This window comes from Pseudomonas sp. NBRC 111139 (assembly GCF_001753955.1).
Taxonomy (GTDB): domain Bacteria; phylum Pseudomonadota; class Gammaproteobacteria; order Pseudomonadales; family Pseudomonadaceae; genus Aquipseudomonas; species Aquipseudomonas alloputida.
The window spans coordinates 1-13,455 of record NZ_BCBP01000022.1; the positions used below are offsets into that span (position 1 = coordinate 1).

The 13,455-nt window shown below is 56.1% G+C and carries 27 protein-coding genes; all 27 read left to right on the forward strand.

Translation table 11 applies throughout. The features are described 5' to 3' along the window. Positions 1 to 167: 167 nt before the first annotated feature. The 27 genes from rpsJ to BJQ17_RS06845 all read left to right on the forward strand — a co-directional run bounded on the left by rpsJ (position 168) and on the right by BJQ17_RS06845 (position 13,426). A complete protein-coding gene (gene rpsJ / locus BJQ17_RS06715) occupies positions 168 to 479 on the forward strand; it encodes a 30S ribosomal protein S10 (RefSeq protein WP_003186070.1) in 312 nt (103 codons plus the stop codon). Positions 480 to 559: 80 nt separating this feature from the next. After that, positions 560 to 1,195, forward strand: a complete 636-nt coding sequence (gene rplC / locus BJQ17_RS06720) for a 50S ribosomal protein L3 (protein ID WP_003255486.1) — start codon at positions 560 to 562, stop codon at positions 1,193 to 1,195. Positions 1,196 to 1,207: 12 nt separating this feature from the next. Continuing rightward, positions 1,208 to 1,810, forward strand: coding sequence for a 50S ribosomal protein L4 (gene rplD / locus BJQ17_RS06725; RefSeq protein WP_070095799.1), 603 nt, complete (start codon positions 1,208 to 1,210; stop codon positions 1,808 to 1,810). Further along, a complete protein-coding gene (gene rplW / locus BJQ17_RS06730) occupies positions 1,807 to 2,106 on the forward strand; it encodes a 50S ribosomal protein L23 (RefSeq protein WP_003255484.1) in 300 nt (99 codons plus the stop codon). The genes rplD and rplW overlap by 4 nt, the downstream gene beginning before the upstream one ends. Before the next feature lie 14 nt (positions 2,107 to 2,120). Further along, complete coding sequence (gene rplB / locus BJQ17_RS06735; RefSeq protein ID WP_003255483.1) at positions 2,121 to 2,945, forward strand: 50S ribosomal protein L2; 825 nt, start codon at positions 2,121 to 2,123, stop codon at positions 2,943 to 2,945. Between the two features lie 16 nt (positions 2,946 to 2,961). Then, positions 2,962 to 3,237 (forward strand): 30S ribosomal protein S19, encoded by a 276-nt coding sequence (gene rpsS / locus BJQ17_RS06740; protein ID WP_003255482.1) that lies wholly within the window; start codon positions 2,962 to 2,964, stop codon positions 3,235 to 3,237. 11 nt (positions 3,238 to 3,248) lie between these two features. Further along, entirely contained in the window at positions 3,249 to 3,581 is a 333-nt protein-coding gene (gene rplV, locus BJQ17_RS06745; RefSeq protein ID WP_003103908.1) for a 50S ribosomal protein L22, read from the forward strand. Between the two features lie 13 nt (positions 3,582 to 3,594). Further along, a complete protein-coding gene (gene rpsC / locus BJQ17_RS06750; protein WP_003255481.1) occupies positions 3,595 to 4,281 on the forward strand; it encodes a 30S ribosomal protein S3 in 687 nt (228 codons plus the stop codon). A 12-nt stretch (positions 4,282 to 4,293) separates the two neighbouring features. Then, positions 4,294 to 4,707, forward strand: coding sequence for a 50S ribosomal protein L16 (gene rplP, locus BJQ17_RS06755; protein WP_003255479.1), 414 nt, complete (start codon positions 4,294 to 4,296; stop codon positions 4,705 to 4,707). Then, positions 4,707 to 4,898 (forward strand): 50S ribosomal protein L29, encoded by a 192-nt coding sequence (gene rpmC, locus BJQ17_RS06760; RefSeq protein ID WP_002555481.1) that lies wholly within the window; start codon positions 4,707 to 4,709, stop codon positions 4,896 to 4,898. Before rplP ends, rpmC begins: the two co-directional genes overlap by 1 nt. 2 nt (positions 4,899 to 4,900) lie before the next feature. Beyond that, the gene (gene rpsQ, locus BJQ17_RS06765) at positions 4,901 to 5,167 is read left to right on the forward strand and encodes a 30S ribosomal protein S17 (protein WP_003255478.1); all 267 of its coding nucleotides are present in this window, start codon (positions 4,901 to 4,903) and stop codon (positions 5,165 to 5,167) included. Between the two features lie 23 nt (positions 5,168 to 5,190). Continuing rightward, the gene (gene rplN, locus BJQ17_RS06770) at positions 5,191 to 5,559 is read left to right on the forward strand and encodes a 50S ribosomal protein L14 (protein ID WP_002555479.1); all 369 of its coding nucleotides are present in this window, start codon (positions 5,191 to 5,193) and stop codon (positions 5,557 to 5,559) included. An 11-nt stretch (positions 5,560 to 5,570) separates the two neighbouring features. After that, complete coding sequence (rplX, locus tag BJQ17_RS06775; protein ID WP_003255476.1) at positions 5,571 to 5,885, forward strand: 50S ribosomal protein L24; 315 nt, start codon at positions 5,571 to 5,573, stop codon at positions 5,883 to 5,885. Between the two features lie 20 nt (positions 5,886 to 5,905). Continuing rightward, positions 5,906 to 6,445, forward strand: coding sequence for a 50S ribosomal protein L5 (gene rplE, locus BJQ17_RS06780; protein WP_003255474.1), 540 nt, complete (start codon positions 5,906 to 5,908; stop codon positions 6,443 to 6,445). 13 nt (positions 6,446 to 6,458) lie between these two features. After that, the gene (rpsN, locus tag BJQ17_RS06785; RefSeq protein ID WP_003255472.1) at positions 6,459 to 6,764 is read left to right on the forward strand and encodes a 30S ribosomal protein S14; all 306 of its coding nucleotides are present in this window, start codon (positions 6,459 to 6,461) and stop codon (positions 6,762 to 6,764) included. A 208-nt stretch (positions 6,765 to 6,972) separates the two neighbouring features. Then, positions 6,973 to 7,365 (forward strand): 30S ribosomal protein S8, encoded by a 393-nt coding sequence (rpsH, locus tag BJQ17_RS06790; protein ID WP_003255471.1) that lies wholly within the window; start codon positions 6,973 to 6,975, stop codon positions 7,363 to 7,365. Between the two features lie 12 nt (positions 7,366 to 7,377). Next, positions 7,378 to 7,911 (forward strand): 50S ribosomal protein L6, encoded by a 534-nt coding sequence (gene rplF, locus BJQ17_RS06795; RefSeq protein WP_003255469.1) that lies wholly within the window; start codon positions 7,378 to 7,380, stop codon positions 7,909 to 7,911. 10 nt (positions 7,912 to 7,921) lie between these two features. After that, positions 7,922 to 8,272, forward strand: a complete 351-nt coding sequence (gene rplR / locus BJQ17_RS06800) for a 50S ribosomal protein L18 (protein ID WP_003255467.1) — start codon at positions 7,922 to 7,924, stop codon at positions 8,270 to 8,272. Between the two features lie 3 nt (positions 8,273 to 8,275). Next, the gene (rpsE, locus tag BJQ17_RS06805; RefSeq protein ID WP_003255465.1) at positions 8,276 to 8,776 is read left to right on the forward strand and encodes a 30S ribosomal protein S5; all 501 of its coding nucleotides are present in this window, start codon (positions 8,276 to 8,278) and stop codon (positions 8,774 to 8,776) included. A 2-nt stretch (positions 8,777 to 8,778) separates the two neighbouring features. Next, on the forward strand, positions 8,779 to 8,955 hold the full coding sequence (rpmD, locus tag BJQ17_RS06810) for a 50S ribosomal protein L30 (RefSeq protein WP_003255463.1): 177 nt from the start codon (positions 8,779 to 8,781) through the stop codon (positions 8,953 to 8,955). A gap of 3 nt (positions 8,956 to 8,958) precedes the next feature. Beyond that, positions 8,959 to 9,393: a 50S ribosomal protein L15 gene (rplO, locus tag BJQ17_RS06815; RefSeq protein ID WP_003255461.1), complete on the forward strand. Its 435-nt coding sequence runs from the start codon at positions 8,959 to 8,961 to the stop codon at positions 9,391 to 9,393. Next, positions 9,394 to 10,725: a preprotein translocase subunit SecY gene (secY, locus tag BJQ17_RS06820; protein WP_003255459.1), complete on the forward strand. Its 1,332-nt coding sequence runs from the start codon at positions 9,394 to 9,396 to the stop codon at positions 10,723 to 10,725. Positions 10,726 to 10,753: 28 nt separating this feature from the next. Beyond that, positions 10,754 to 10,870 carry a 50S ribosomal protein L36 gene (gene rpmJ / locus BJQ17_RS06825; protein WP_002555468.1) on the forward strand — a complete coding sequence of 39 codons (117 nt, stop codon included), beginning with the start codon at positions 10,754 to 10,756 and terminating at the stop codon, positions 10,868 to 10,870. 131 nt (positions 10,871 to 11,001) lie between these two features. Continuing rightward, the gene (gene rpsM / locus BJQ17_RS06830; protein ID WP_003255457.1) at positions 11,002 to 11,358 is read left to right on the forward strand and encodes a 30S ribosomal protein S13; all 357 of its coding nucleotides are present in this window, start codon (positions 11,002 to 11,004) and stop codon (positions 11,356 to 11,358) included. A gap of 18 nt (positions 11,359 to 11,376) precedes the next feature. Next, the gene (gene rpsK, locus BJQ17_RS06835) at positions 11,377 to 11,766 is read left to right on the forward strand and encodes a 30S ribosomal protein S11 (protein WP_003255454.1); all 390 of its coding nucleotides are present in this window, start codon (positions 11,377 to 11,379) and stop codon (positions 11,764 to 11,766) included. Positions 11,767 to 11,781: 15 nt separating this feature from the next. Continuing rightward, positions 11,782 to 12,402, forward strand: coding sequence for a 30S ribosomal protein S4 (rpsD, locus tag BJQ17_RS06840; protein ID WP_003255453.1), 621 nt, complete (start codon positions 11,782 to 11,784; stop codon positions 12,400 to 12,402). Positions 12,403 to 12,424: 22 nt separating this feature from the next. Next, a complete protein-coding gene (locus BJQ17_RS06845) occupies positions 12,425 to 13,426 on the forward strand; it encodes a DNA-directed RNA polymerase subunit alpha (protein ID WP_003255452.1) in 1,002 nt (333 codons plus the stop codon). The last annotated feature ends 29 nt before the right edge of the window (positions 13,427 to 13,455 follow it).

The window sequence follows — 13,455 nt, forward strand, 5'->3', positions numbered from 1 at the left end:
CGTTGTGGCCAAAATCATCGAGTAATCACTCGACCGATTGAAAAAAACCCCCGCTCAGCGGGGGTTTTTTTTATTGGGTTGACACTAATTGGGGGCGTCTATAGAATCACGCCTCCTTTTAGCGGGCGTAGTGCGTCCGTTGGGAACAGCCTGGAGTCTGAAATCCAATGCAAAATCAGCAAATCCGTATCAGGTTGAAGGCTTTCGACCATCGCCTGATCGACCAATCCACCCAGGAAATCGTGGAAACCGCGAAACGTACTGGTGCACAAGTGCGTGGTCCAATTCCACTGCCTACCCGCAAAGAGCGTTTCACCGTTCTGGTCTCCCCGCACGTCAACAAAGACGCGCGTGACCAGTACGAGATTCGCACTCATAAGCGTGTTCTGGACATCGTCCAGCCAACGGATAAAACCGTTGACGCGCTGATGAAGCTTGATCTGGCGGCAGGTGTGGAAGTACAGATCAGCCTCGGCTAAGACTTCGGTCTAGTCGTGTAACGCTCTGAAATGGGCGGCCATAGCGGGTGAAAGCCCCGTACACTCATGAGGTTTACAACATGACTATTGGTGTAATCGGTCGCAAGTGCGGTATGACCCGCATTTTCACCGAAGAAGGTGTCTCCATTCCGGTCACGGTCATTGAGATCGAGCCGAATCGCGTCACCCAGTTCAAAACTGAAGAAACCGATGGCTACCGTGCAGTGCAAGTCACTGTCGGCGAGCGTCGTGCTTCGCGTGTGACTGCCGCTCAGGCAGGCCACTTCGCCAAGGCCAACGTTGCCGCTGGTCGCGGTGTTTGGGAGTTCCGTCTTGAAGAAGGCGATTTCCAGGCTGGCGATCTGATCAAAGCTGAACTCTTCACTGCAGGCCAGCTGGTTGACGTTACTGGTCAGTCCAAAGGTAAAGGCTTCGCCGGTACCATCAAGCGCTGGAACTTCCGTGGTCAGGACAACACCCACGGTAACTCCGTGTCGCACCGTGTTCCTGGTTCCATCGGCCAGTGCCAGACTCCTGGTCGTGTGTTCAAGGGCAAGAAAATGTCCGGTCACATGGGCGCCGAGCGCGTGACTGTTCAGTCCCTGGAAGTAGTTCGCGTAGACGCTGAACGCAACCTGCTGCTGATCAAGGGTGCCGTACCTGGCGCTACTGGCGGCGACGTGGTTGTACGTCCAGCTGTCAAGGCTCGCGGTTAAGGGGAAACTGACATGCAACTTAATGTAAATGACGCTCAGGCGATCGAAGTTTCCGAACTGACTTTCGGTGGCGAATTCAACGAGACGCTGGTTCACCAAGCAGTCGTGGCCTACATGGCTGGCGGCCGTCAGGGTACCAAGCAGCAGAAGACCCGTTCCGACGTGGCTGGTGGCGGTAAGCGCCCATGGCGTCAGAAGGGTACTGGCCGTGCTCGTGCTGGTACCACTCGTGGTCCGATCTGGCGTGGCGGTGGTGTAACCTTCGCAGCTCGCCCTCAAGAACACTCGCAAAAGCTCAACAAGAAGATGTATCGCGCAGCTCTGCGCTCCATCCTCGCTGAGCTGGTGCGTAGCGACCGTCTGGTCGTGGTTCAGGACTTCGCTGTTGAAGCACCGAAAACCAAAGATCTGCTGAACAAGCTGAACGGCATGGGTCTGAGCGACGTATTGATCGTTTCCGACGCTGTTGATCAGAACCTGTACCTGGCTGCTCGTAACCTGCCGCACGTCGATGTACGTGACGTACAAGGTTCCGACCCGGTCAGTCTGATCGCATACGAGAAAGTGTTGATCACTGTCTCGGCCGTGAAGAAATTCGAGGAGCTGCTGGGATGAACCAGGAACGCGTATTCAAAGTCCTCCTTGGCCCGCACGTTTCCGAGAAGGCTACCGTTCTGGCTGAGAAAAAAGGCCAGTTCGTATTCAAGGTTGCTACTGATGCAACCAAGCTGGAAATCAAGAAAGCTGTCGAAGGCCTGTTCAACGTAAAAGTTGAAAACGTGTCGACTGTTAACGTTCTGGGTAAAACCAAGCGTACCGCACGTGGTCTGGGCAAGCGTAATGACTGGAAGAAGGCGATCGTCTCCCTTCAGCCAGGCCAAGATCTCGATTTCAGCAGCAGTGCTGAGTAAGGAAGGGGTGCATCATGGCAATCGTTAAATGCAAACCGACTTCCCCTGGCCGCCGTTTCGTGGTCAAGGTGGTCAACAAGGAGCTGCACAAAGGCGCTCCTCACGCACCGCTGATCGAGAAAAAATCGAAGTCTGGTGGTCGTAACAACAATGGCCGCATTACCACTCGTCACGTTGGTGGTGGTCACAAGCAGCATTACCGTCTGGTCGACTTCCGTCGCAACGACAAAGATGGCATTCCAGCCACTGTCGAGCGTATCGAATACGATCCAAACCGTACTGCTCACATCGCCCTGCTGTGCTACGCAGACGGTGAGCGTCGCTACATCATCGCGCCTAAAGGCGTGAGCGCTGGCGACCAGCTGATCGCAGGTGCCCTGGCCCCAATCAAGGCCGGTAACTCCCTGCAGCTGCGCAACATTCCAGTAGGTAGCACCATTCACGGCATCGAACTGAAGCCGGGTAAAGGTGCTCAGATCGCTCGTTCCGCTGGTGCTTCGGCTCAGCTGATCGCTCGCGAAGGTGTCTACGTGACCCTGCGTCTGCGCTCTGGTGAAATGCGTAAAGTCCTGGCTGAGTGCCGTGCGACCCTGGGCGAAGTCTCGAACTCCGAGCACAGCCTGCGTTCGCTGGGTAAAGCTGGTGCCAAACGCTGGCGCGGCGTTCGCCCAACCGTTCGTGGTGTTGCCATGAACCCGGTTGACCACCCACACGGTGGTGGTGAAGGTCGTACCTCCGGTGGTCGTCATCCGGTATCGCCATGGGGCTTCCCAACCAAGGGTGCTAAAACCCGTGGTAATAAGCGTACCGACAACATGATCGTCCGTCGTCGCAAGTAACTAGAGGGATACGACAGTGCCACGTTCTCTGAAAAAAGGTCCTTTTATCGATCTTCACCTGTTGAAGAAGGTCGAAGTGGCGGTGGAGAAGAACGATCGCAAGCCAGTTAAAACCTGGTCGCGCCGTTCGATGATCCTGCCACAAATGGTCGGTCTGACCATCGCGGTTCACAACGGTCGCCAGCATGTTCCAGTTCTCGTGAACGAAGACATGGTCGGCCACAAACTGGGCGAGTTCGCCGGTACCCGCACCTATCGCGGGCACGTGGCTGACAAGAAAGCCAAGCGTTAAGGGGTAAGGAAATGGAAGTAGCCGCTAAGTTGTCGGGCGCTCGCATCTCCGCCCAGAAAGCCCGCTTGGTCGCCGACCAGATCCGCGGGAAGAAGGTGGGCGAAGCGCTCAACCTGTTGGCCTTCAGCAGCAAAAAAGCCGCTGAAATCATGAAGAAAGTCCTCGAGTCGGCCGTAGCCAACGCCGAACACAACGAAGGCGCAGACGTTGATGACCTGAAGGTCTCCACCGTCTTCGTCAACGAAGGGCGTTCGCTGAAGCGCATCATGCCACGTGCCAAAGGCCGTGCTGATCGCATCGTCAAGCGGTCTTGCCATATCACTGTCAAGGTTGCGGACAAGTAACGGAGTCGATCAGATGGGTCAGAAAGTACATCCCACTGGCATTCGCCTGGGAATCGTCAAGGAGCACACCTCCGTCTGGTACGCAGACGGTGCTACTTACGCAGATTACCTGTTGAAGGATCTGAAAACGCGTGAGTACCTCCAAGACAAACTAAAAAGCGCGTCCGTAAGCCGTATCGATATTCATCGTCCGGCTCAAACTGCACGCATCACCATCCACACCGCTCGTCCCGGTATCGTTATCGGTAAGAAAGGTGAAGATGTCGAGAAGCTGCGTCAGGACCTGACCAAGCAGATGGGTGTGCCTGTGCACATCAACATCGAAGAGATCCGCAAGCCGGAACTCGACGCTATGCTGGTTGCGCAGAGCGTAGCTCAGCAGCTGGAACGCCGTGTAATGTTCCGTCGCGCCATGAAGCGCGCGGTACAGAACGCCATGCGTATTGGTGCCAAGGGCATCAAGATCCAGGTGAGCGGTCGTCTCGGCGGTGCTGAGATTGCTCGTACCGAGTGGTATCGCGAAGGTCGTGTGCCTCTGCACACCCTGCGTGCCGATATCGACTACAACACCTACGAAGCTCACACCACTTATGGTGTGATCGGTGTGAAGGTTTGGATCTTCAAAGGCGAAGTTATTGGTGGTCGCCAAGAAGAACTGAAACCACAAGCACCAGCGCCTCGTAAAAAAGCTGCTAAGTAAGGGGTACGCCAAATGTTGCAACCAAAGCGTACAAAATTCCGCAAGCAGATGACTGGCCACAACCGTGGTCTGGCACTGCGCGGTAGCAAAGTCAGCTTCGGCGAATTCGCCCTGAAAGCTGTTGCTCGCGGTCGCCTCACCGCTCGCCAGATCGAGTCCGCACGTCGTGCGCTGACCCGTCACGTTAAGCGTGGCGGTAAGATCTGGATCCGTGTGTTCCCGGACAAGCCGATCTCCAAAAAACCTCTTGAGGTTCGTATGGGTAAAGGTAAGGGCTCCGTGGAATACTGGGTTGCCCAGATCCAGCCAGGCAAAGTCCTGTACGAGATCGAGGGTGTTTCTGAAGAGCTGGCGCGCGAAGCTTTCGCCCTGGCTGCTGCAAAGCTGCCTCTCGCCACCTCCTTTGTTAAGCGGACGGTGATGTGATGAAAGCGAATGAACTTCGTGAAAAATCGGCACAGCAACTGAACGAGCAACTGCTCGGCTTGCTGCGCGACCAGTTCAATCTGCGTATGCAGAAAGCAACTGGCCAGTTGGGGCAGTCGCACCTGCTCTCGCAAGTTAAGCGTGACATCGCTCGCGTGAAAACTGTGCTCAACCAGCAGGCAGGTAAGTGATCATGGCTGAAGCTGAAAAAACCGTCCGTACGCTGACTGGCCGTGTCGTCAGCGACAAAATGGACAAGACCATCACCGTTCTGATCGAGCGTCGCGTAAAGCACCCGATCTACGGTAAATACGTTAAGCGTTCGACTAAGCTGCACGCGCACGACGAAGCCAACCAGTGCAAGATCGGCGACAAGGTTTCCATCCGTGAAACCCGTCCGCTGGCCAAGACCAAGTCCTGGGCACTGGTTGAAGTCCTCGAACGCGCTGTTGAAGTCTAAGGGCTAGGGGTCGGAGAAATTTTATGATTCAGACTCAATCCATGCTCGATGTGGCCGATAACAGCGGCGCTCGTCGCGTCATGTGCATCAAGGTACTCGGCGGTTCGCACCGCCGTTACGCCGGTATCGGTGACATCATCAAAGTAACCGTCAAGGAAGCAATTCCGCGCGGTAAGGTCAAAAAAGGCCAGGTGATGACCGCTGTCGTCGTACGTACCCGTCATGGTGTTCGTCGCGCTGACGGTTCCATCATTCGTTTCGACGGCAACGCTGCTGTTCTGCTGAACAACAAGCAAGAGCCGATCGGCACTCGCATCTTCGGGCCAGTGACCCGTGAACTTCGTACTGAGAAGTTCATGAAGATCGTCTCGCTCGCCCCTGAAGTGCTGTAAGGAGATCCGACATGCAAAAGATTCGTCGTGACGACGAGATCATCGTGATCGCCGGCAAAGACAAAGGTAAGCGCGGTAAGGTGCTGAAGGTTCTGGCTGATGACCGTCTGGTTATCGGTGGCGTGAACCTGGTCAAGCGTCATACCAAGCCTAACCCGATGGCGGGCGTACAGGGCGGTATCGTCGAGAAAGAAGCGCCTCTGCACGCTTCCAACGTTGCCATCTTCAACGGTGAAACCAACAAGGCTGACCGCGTTGGTTTCAAAGTAGAAGACGGTAAAAAAATTCGTGTCTTCAAGTCGACCCAAAAAGCGGTTGATGCTTGAACACTGCTAGGTAGAAGACCATGGCACGACTGAAAGAGATTTACCGGAACGAAATCGCTCCTAAGCTTAAGGAAGAACTTAAGCTGTCGAACGTGATGGAAGTTCCGCGCGTTACCAAGATCACCCTGAACATGGGTCTGGGCGAAGCGATCGGCGACAAGAAAGTCATCGAGCACGCTGTTGCCGACCTGGAAAAGATCACCGGTCAAAAGCCGGTCGTGACTTTCGCTCGCAAATCCATCGCTGGCTTCAAAGTCCGCGAAGGCTGGCCGATCGGCGTCAAGGTGACCCTGCGTAGCGACAAGATGTACGAATTCCTGGACCGCCTGCTGGCGATCTCCCTGCCTCGGGTTCGCGACTTCCGCGGCCTGAATGCCAAGTCCTTCGATGGTCGTGGCAACTACAGCATGGGCGTGAAAGAGCAGATCATCTTCCCGGAAATCGACTACGACAAGATCGATGCTCTGCGCGGTTTGGACATCACCCTGACCACCACTGCTCGTTCGGACGACGAAGGCCGCGCTCTGCTGCGTGCTTTCAAGTTCCCGTTCCGCAACTGATTGGAGTAGGAAAATGGCCAAGAAGAGCATGAAGAACCGCGAGCTGAAGCGTCAGCTCACGGTAGCAAAGTTCGCTAAGAAGCGTGCTGAGCTGAAAGCGACCATCGTCAACCTGAACGCCTCTCCAGAAGAGCGTTTCGCTGCCGTTGTCGCTCTGCAGAAGCAGCCACGCGACGCTAGCGCCTCGCGCCTGCGCAACCGTTGCCGCCTGACCGGTCGTCCTCACGGTGTATACCGTAAGTTCGGCCTGGGCCGTAACATGCTGCGTCAAGCTGCAATGCGCGGTGACGTACCAGGCCTGGTCAAGGCCTCCTGGTAATCGCTGCAGGCAAGGCGCGGGTGGAAGGGGAGCAATCTTCCGACCGCCGGTGACCTTGCCAACAAACAAGCCCCTATATGGGGCTTGTTTCGTTTCTGCCTTGTGTCTAGAATGACCGGCTCACCTGAGCCTGGGTTTTTGCCCAAACCGTTCGGGTGGTTGTCATAGCCGCAAGGCTAATAATTCTTGTATCAGGAGCATCTAGCCCATGAGTATGCAGGACCCGTTAGCGGACATGCTAACTCGCATCCGTAATGCCCAGATGGCTGAAAAGTCCGTCGTAAGCATGCCTTCCTCTACCCTGAAGGTCGCGGTTGCCAAAGTTCTGAAGGACGAAGGTTACATCGCTGGCTACCAGGTAACTGGTGAGGCCAAGCCTTCCCTGTCGATCGAACTGAAGTACTTCGAAGGCCGTCCGGTCATCGAGGAACTGAAGCGCTCCAGCCGTCCAGGCCTGCGCCAGTACAAGGCCGTCACCGATCTGCCGAAAGTACGTGGCGGTCTGGGCGTGTCTATCGTCTCCACCAACAAAGGTGTGATGACTGATCGCGCTGCGCGCGCTGCCGGTGTCGGCGGCGAAGTTCTGTGCACAGTGTTCTAAGGGGGGATAGACATGTCTCGCGTCGCTAAGAACCCCGTTAAGCTGCCATCCGGTGTCGAAGTCAAATTCGCCGGTCAGCAGCTTTCGGTGAAGGGTGCCAAAGGTACTCTCGAACTGAACGTTCACTCGTCTGTTGAAGTTACCGAAGAGTCTGGTGAGCTGCGTTTCGTCGCTCGCAATGGTGACCAGCAAGCTCGTGCCATGGCCGGTACCACCCGCGCTCTGGTCAACAACATGGTCCAAGGCGTAAGCCAAGGCTTCGAGCGCAAGCTCCAGCTGGTCGGTGTTGGTTACAAGGCACAGGCTAAAGGCACCGTCCTGAACCTGGCCCTGGGCTTCTCTCACCCAGTGGACTACGAACTGCCAGCCGGTATCACCGCTGAAACACCTAGCCAGACCGACATCCTGATCAAGGGTATCGACAAGCAGCTGGTAGGTCAGGTGGCCGCTGAAATCCGCGACTTCCGTCCGCCAGAGCCTTACAAAGGTAAAGGTGTGCGTTACGCGGACGAAGTAGTCCGTCGTAAAGAAGCCAAGAAGAAGTAGGGCCTAGTAAATGACCGACAAAAAAGTTATTCGACTGCGTCGCGCTCGCAAAGCACGTCTCAAGATGCACGAACTCGAAGTCGTGCGCCTGTGCGTGTTCCGCTCCTCGCAGCACATCTACGCCCAGGTCATTTCGGCCGACGGCAGCAAGGTTCTGGCAAGCGCCTCGACCTTGGACAAAGACCTGCGTGATGGCGCCACTGGCAACATCGACGCGGCCACTAAGGTTGGCAAGCTGGTAGCTGAGCGTGCGAAAGCCGCCGGTGTATCTCAAGTTGCCTTTGACCGTTCCGGCTTCAAGTACCATGGCCGCGTCAAAGCGCTGGCTGATGCTGCTCGTGAAGGCGGGCTGGAGTTCTAAGTTATGGCAAATAACGATCAAAAGCGCGACGAAGGCTACATCGAGAAGCTGGTTCAAGTTAACCGCGTTGCCAAAACCGTAAAAGGCGGCCGTATCTTCACCTTCACCGCGCTGACCGTGGTTGGTGATGGTAAAGGTCGTGTTGGCTTCGGCCGTGGCAAGTCGCGCGAAGTACCAGCCGCGATCCAGAAGGCCATGGAAGCTGCTCGCCGCAACATGATCCAGGTTGACCTGAAGGGCACCACCCTGCAGTACGCCACCAAGGCTGCCCACGGCGCCTCGAAGGTTTACATGCAGCCTGCCTCGGAAGGTACCGGTATCATCGCCGGTGGCGCAATGCGTGCTGTCCTGGAAGTTGCTGGTGTTCAGAACGTTCTGGCCAAGTGCTACGGTTCGACCAACCCAGTGAACGTGGTTTACGCCACCTTCAAGGGTCTGAAAGCCATGCAATCTCCTGAATCCATTGCCGCCAAGCGTGGCAAGAGCGTCGAGGAGATCTTCTGATCATGGCAACCGTAAAAGTAACGCTGATCAAGAGCGTCTCGGGCCGTCTGCCTAACCACAAGCTGTGTGTTAAAGGCCTGGGTCTGCGTCGCATCGGTCACACTGTAGAAGTCCAGGATACTCCCGAGAACCGCGGGATGATCAACAAGGCTTACTACATGCTGAAGGTCGAGGGCTAATCGATGAAACTCAATGATCTGAGTCCAGCGCCGGGTTCCCGTCGCGAGAAGCATCGTCCAGGTCGTGGTATCGGTAGCGGTCTGGGTAAGACCGGCGGCCGTGGCCACAAAGGTCAGACTTCCCGTTCGGGTGGTTCGATCGCTCCTGGCTTCGAAGGCGGTCAACAGCCGCTGCACCGTCGCCTGCCGAAGTTCGGCTTCGTTTCCCTGAAAGCCATGGACCGCGCTGAAGTGCGTCTGTCCGAGCTGGCCAAAGTGGAAGGCGACGTGATCTCCGTGCAATCCCTGAAGGATGCCAACGTGATCAACCAGCACATTCAGCGTGTGAAAATCATGCTGTCTGGCGAAGTTACTCGCGCAGTCACCATCAAGGGTATCGCAGCCACCAAGGGTGCGCGTGCGGCTATCGAAGCAGCTGGCGGCAAATTCGAGGAATAAATGGCTAAGCAAGGTGCTCTCTCTTCGCTCGGTAAGGGCGGGATGTCGGAACTCTGGGCTCGTCTGCGCTTTCTGTTCATGGCGATCATCGTCTATCGGATAGGTGCGCATATCCCGGTTCCCGGCATCAATCCGGACCGTCTGGCGGATCTGTTTCGGCAGAATGAGGGGACCATTCTTAGCTTGTTCAACATGTTTTCCGGTGGCGCGCTCGAGCGCATGAGCATCTTTGCACTGGGGATCATGCCGTACATCTCGGCATCGATCATCATGCAGTTGATGACGGCGGTCAGCCCGCAACTGGAGCAGTTGAAGAAGGAAGGTGAAGCTGGCCGTCGCAAGATCAGCCAGTACACCCGCTACGGCACCGTTATCCTGGCACTGGTCCAAGCCATTGGCATGTCCATTGGCCTGGCCAACCAGGGCGTGGCGTTTTCTGCAGGCCTGGGCTTCCACGTCGTCGCTGTTTCCACTTTCGTGGCAGGCGCGATGTTCATGATGTGGCTGGGCGAGCAGATCACCGAGCGCGGTGTGGGCAACGGTATCTCGATGTTGATTTTCGCGGGTATCGTTGCCGGTCTTCCGAGAGCAATCGGGCAGTCTTTCGAGTCTGCACGCACAGGCGATATCAACATTTTCGCCCTGGTCGCCATCGGTCTGCTGGCAGTAGCGATTATCGGTTTTGTGGTGTTCATTGAGCGTGGTCAGCGTCGTATCGCCGTTCATTACGCCAAGCGTCAGCAGGGCCGTAAGGTCTTCGCTGCGCAGACTAGCCACTTGCCGCTGAAAGTGAACATGGCGGGGGTTATCCCGGCTATTTTCGCGAGCAGCATTCTGCTGTTCCCGGCTTCGCTGGGTGCCTGGTTTGGTCAGTCCGAAGGTATGGGCTGGCTGCAGGACATCTCGCAGTCGATCGCTCCTGGTCAGCCGTTGAACATTCTGCTGTTTAGTGCAGGGATCATTTTCTTCTGCTTCTTCTACACAGCGTTGATGTTCAACCCGAAAGACGTAGCGGAAAACCTGAAGAAGTCCGGTGCCTTTATTCCGGGTATCCGTCCTGGTGAGCAGTCGGCGCGCTACATTGATGGCGTTCTGACCCGTTTGACCATGTTCGGTGCTCTTTACATGATGGCCGTCTGCCTTCTGCCCCAGTTCCTGGTGGTGGCAGCAAATGTGCCGTTCTACCTTGGCGGGACCTCGTTGCTGATTGTGGTAGTGGTTGTGATGGACTTCATGTCCCAAGTACAATCGCACCTCGTTTCGCACCAGTACGAATCCCTGATGAAGAAAGCCAACCTGAAAGGCTACGGTGGCAGCGGTTTGCTGCGCTGATACGCCCCTAAGGTTCGAGGAGTCGGTAATGAAAGTTCGTGCATCGGTGAAAAAGCTGTGCCGTAACTGCAAGATCATCCGTCGCGAAGGCGTCGTACGAGTGATCTGCAGCGCGGAACCGCGTCACAAACAGCGCCAAGGCTGAGTGTGATCTGCGCTTCAAACCCAGCAGCTAGTGTGCTGCTGGGTTGATTATTCGTTTCTACAGCGATATTATCTCGCGCCCTATTTCTTGGCTTCCGGGGCGTAGGTAGCTGTCAATTGGAGTCCCACTGAATGGCCCGTATTGCAGGCGTCAACATTCCAGATAACAAGCATACTGTTATCTCGCTGACCTACATCTATGGTGTCGGTCGCACAACTGCACAGAAGATTTGTGCAGACGCTGGTGTAAACCCAGCCGCTAAGATCAAGGATCTGAGCGACGAGCAAATCGAAACCCTGCGTGGCGAAGTCGCGAAGTTCACCACCGAAGGTGACCTGCGTCGTGACATCAACATGAAGATCAAGCGCTTGATGGACCTGGGTTGCTACCGCGGCCTGCGTCATCGTAAAGGTCTGCCGGTTCGCGGTCAGCGCACCAAGACCAACGCACGCACCCGTAAGGGCCCGCGTAAGCCGATCCGCAAGTAATCGCCCAGGAATATAGACATGGCAAAACCTGCTGCTCGTCCTCGTAAGAAAGTCAAAAAGACAGTGGTTGATGGCATCGCCCACATCCATGCTTCTTTCAACAACACCATCGTGACCATCACCGACCGTCAGGGCAATGCTTTGTCCTGGGCGACCTCCGGTGGTTCGGGTTTCCGTGGTTCGCGCAAATCCACCCCGTTCGCAGCTCAGATCGCTGCTGAGCGTGCTGGTCAAGCTGCGCTGGAATACGGTCTGAAGAACCTCGACGTTAACGTCAAGGGTCCAGGTCCAGGTCGTGAGTCCGCCGTTCGTGCATTGAACAGCTGCGGCTACAAGATCGCCAGCATCACCGACGTGACGCCAATCCCGCACAACGGGTGCCGTCCGCCGAAGAAGCGTCGCGTGTAATCAGGAGACAGAAGAATGGCACGTTACATTGGTCCAAAATGCAAACTGTCTCGTCGTGAAGGCACCGATCTGTTCCTGAAGAGCGGCGTTCGCGCTCTGGAATCGAAGTGCAATATCGAAGCAGCCCCAGGTATCCACGGCCAGCGCCGTGGCCGTCAGTCCGACTACGGCACCCAGCTGCGTGAGAAACAAAAAGTCCGTCGTATCTACGGTGTTCTGGAGCGTCAGTTCCGCGGTTACTACCAAGCTGCTGCCTCGAAAAAAGGCGCAACCGGTGAGAACCTGCTGCAACTGCTCGAGTGCCGTCTGGATAACGTCGTTTACCGTATGGGCTTCGGCTCGACTCGTTCCGAGTCCCGTCAGCTGGTTTCGCACAAAGCGATCAGCGTCAACGGTAAGACTGTAAACATTCCATCCTACCAAGTTCGTCCGGGTGACGTGGTCGCAGTCCGCGAGAAATCGCTGGGCCAGTTGCGCATTGTTCAAGCCCTTGAACTGTGCGCCCAGCGTGGCCGCGTTGAGTGGGTTGACGTGGATGCTGCTAAAAAGTCGGGCGTTTTCAAGAACGTTCCTGCTCGCAGCGACCTGTCTGCCGACATCAACGAAAACCTGATTGTCGAGCTCTACTCCAAGTAAGGGCTAGAAAATAGGTGCATCCATGCAGATTTCGGTAAATGAGTTCCTGACTCCCCGCCACATTGATGTGCAGGTAGTCAGTCCGACCCGCGCCAAGATTACGCTCGAGCCTCTCGAGCGTGGTTTCGGCCATACCCTGGGCAACGCGCTGCGCCGCATCCTGTTGTCCTCCATGCCTGGCTGTGCAGTAGTCGAGGCCGAGATCGATGGCGTACTCCATGAGTACTCCGCGATCGAAGGTGTTCAGGAAGACGTAATTGAAATCCTGTTGAACCTGAAAGGTCTCGCTATCAAACTGCATGGTCGTGACGAAGTTACGCTGACCTTGTCGAAAAAGGGTTCGGGGGTGGTTACCGCTGCCGATATTCAGCTGGATCACGATGTCGAGATCGTCAACCCCGATCACGTAATCGCGAACCTGGCGTCGAACGGCGCTCTGAACATGAAGCTCACTGTAGCTCGTGGTCGTGGTTACGAGCCGGCCGACTCCCGTCAAACCGACGAAGACGAAAGCCGTAGCATTGGCCGTCTGCAGTTGGACGCCTCCTTCAGCCCGGTGCGTCGTATCGCCTATGTGGTCGAGAACGCCCGTGTTGAACAGCGTACCAACCTGGACAAACTGGTCATTGATCTGGAAACCAACGGCACCCTGGATCCTGAAGAGGCTATCCGCCGCGCTGCGACCATTCTGCAACAGCAGCTGGCCGCGTTCGTCGACCTCAAAGGTGACAGCGAGCCTGTCGTAGTCGAGCAGGAAGACGAGATCGATCCGATCCTGCTGCGTCCGGTTGACGACCTGGAACTGACTGTACGTTCGGCCAACTGCCTCAAGGCGGAGAACATCTACTACATCGGCGACCTGATTCAGCGTACCGAAGTAGAGCTGTTGAAGACTCCTAACCTGGGTAAGAAGTCCCTGACTGAAATCAAGGACGTTCTGGCCTCTCGTGGTCTGTCTCTCGGCATGCGCCTCGACAACTGGCCGCCTGCAAGTCTTAAGAAAGACGACAAGGCGACCGCCTGATCGTCGTAATCACCGAACGTAGTGTTTGG

What these genes read in the sequence shown, in the direction of transcription:
- rpsJ (WP_003186070.1), top strand. Translation starts at nt 168, where the DNA reads ATGCAAAATCAGCAAATCCGTATCAGGTTGAAGGCTTTCGACCATCGC.
- rplC (WP_003255486.1), top strand. Translation starts at nt 560, where the DNA reads ATGACTATTGGTGTAATCGGTCGCAAGTGCGGTATGACCCGCATTTTC.
- rplD (WP_070095799.1), top strand. Translation starts at nt 1,208, where the DNA reads ATGCAACTTAATGTAAATGACGCTCAGGCGATCGAAGTTTCCGAACTG.
- rplW (WP_003255484.1), top strand. Translation starts at nt 1,807, where the DNA reads ATGAACCAGGAACGCGTATTCAAAGTCCTCCTTGGCCCGCACGTTTCC.
- rplB (WP_003255483.1), top strand. Translation starts at nt 2,121, where the DNA reads ATGGCAATCGTTAAATGCAAACCGACTTCCCCTGGCCGCCGTTTCGTG.
- rplV (WP_003103908.1), top strand. Translation starts at nt 3,249, where the DNA reads ATGGAAGTAGCCGCTAAGTTGTCGGGCGCTCGCATCTCCGCCCAGAAA.
- rpsC (WP_003255481.1), top strand. Translation starts at nt 3,595, where the DNA reads ATGGGTCAGAAAGTACATCCCACTGGCATTCGCCTGGGAATCGTCAAG.
- rplP (WP_003255479.1), top strand. Translation starts at nt 4,294, where the DNA reads ATGTTGCAACCAAAGCGTACAAAATTCCGCAAGCAGATGACTGGCCAC.
- rpmC (WP_002555481.1), top strand. Translation starts at nt 4,707, where the DNA reads ATGAAAGCGAATGAACTTCGTGAAAAATCGGCACAGCAACTGAACGAG.
- rpsQ (WP_003255478.1), top strand. Translation starts at nt 4,901, where the DNA reads ATGGCTGAAGCTGAAAAAACCGTCCGTACGCTGACTGGCCGTGTCGTC.
- rplN (WP_002555479.1), top strand. Translation starts at nt 5,191, where the DNA reads ATGATTCAGACTCAATCCATGCTCGATGTGGCCGATAACAGCGGCGCT.
- rplX (WP_003255476.1), top strand. Translation starts at nt 5,571, where the DNA reads ATGCAAAAGATTCGTCGTGACGACGAGATCATCGTGATCGCCGGCAAA.
- rplE (WP_003255474.1), top strand. Translation starts at nt 5,906, where the DNA reads ATGGCACGACTGAAAGAGATTTACCGGAACGAAATCGCTCCTAAGCTT.
- rpsN (WP_003255472.1), top strand. Translation starts at nt 6,459, where the DNA reads ATGGCCAAGAAGAGCATGAAGAACCGCGAGCTGAAGCGTCAGCTCACG.
- rpsH (WP_003255471.1), top strand. Translation starts at nt 6,973, where the DNA reads ATGAGTATGCAGGACCCGTTAGCGGACATGCTAACTCGCATCCGTAAT.
- rplF (WP_003255469.1), top strand. Translation starts at nt 7,378, where the DNA reads ATGTCTCGCGTCGCTAAGAACCCCGTTAAGCTGCCATCCGGTGTCGAA.
- rplR (WP_003255467.1), top strand. Translation starts at nt 7,922, where the DNA reads ATGACCGACAAAAAAGTTATTCGACTGCGTCGCGCTCGCAAAGCACGT.
- rpsE (WP_003255465.1), top strand. Translation starts at nt 8,276, where the DNA reads ATGGCAAATAACGATCAAAAGCGCGACGAAGGCTACATCGAGAAGCTG.
- rpmD (WP_003255463.1), top strand. Translation starts at nt 8,779, where the DNA reads ATGGCAACCGTAAAAGTAACGCTGATCAAGAGCGTCTCGGGCCGTCTG.
- rplO (WP_003255461.1), top strand. Translation starts at nt 8,959, where the DNA reads ATGAAACTCAATGATCTGAGTCCAGCGCCGGGTTCCCGTCGCGAGAAG.
- secY (WP_003255459.1), top strand. Translation starts at nt 9,394, where the DNA reads ATGGCTAAGCAAGGTGCTCTCTCTTCGCTCGGTAAGGGCGGGATGTCG.
- rpmJ (WP_002555468.1), top strand. Translation starts at nt 10,754, where the DNA reads ATGAAAGTTCGTGCATCGGTGAAAAAGCTGTGCCGTAACTGCAAGATC.
- rpsM (WP_003255457.1), top strand. Translation starts at nt 11,002, where the DNA reads ATGGCCCGTATTGCAGGCGTCAACATTCCAGATAACAAGCATACTGTT.
- rpsK (WP_003255454.1), top strand. Translation starts at nt 11,377, where the DNA reads ATGGCAAAACCTGCTGCTCGTCCTCGTAAGAAAGTCAAAAAGACAGTG.
- rpsD (WP_003255453.1), top strand. Translation starts at nt 11,782, where the DNA reads ATGGCACGTTACATTGGTCCAAAATGCAAACTGTCTCGTCGTGAAGGC.
- BJQ17_RS06845 (WP_003255452.1), top strand. Translation starts at nt 12,425, where the DNA reads ATGCAGATTTCGGTAAATGAGTTCCTGACTCCCCGCCACATTGATGTG.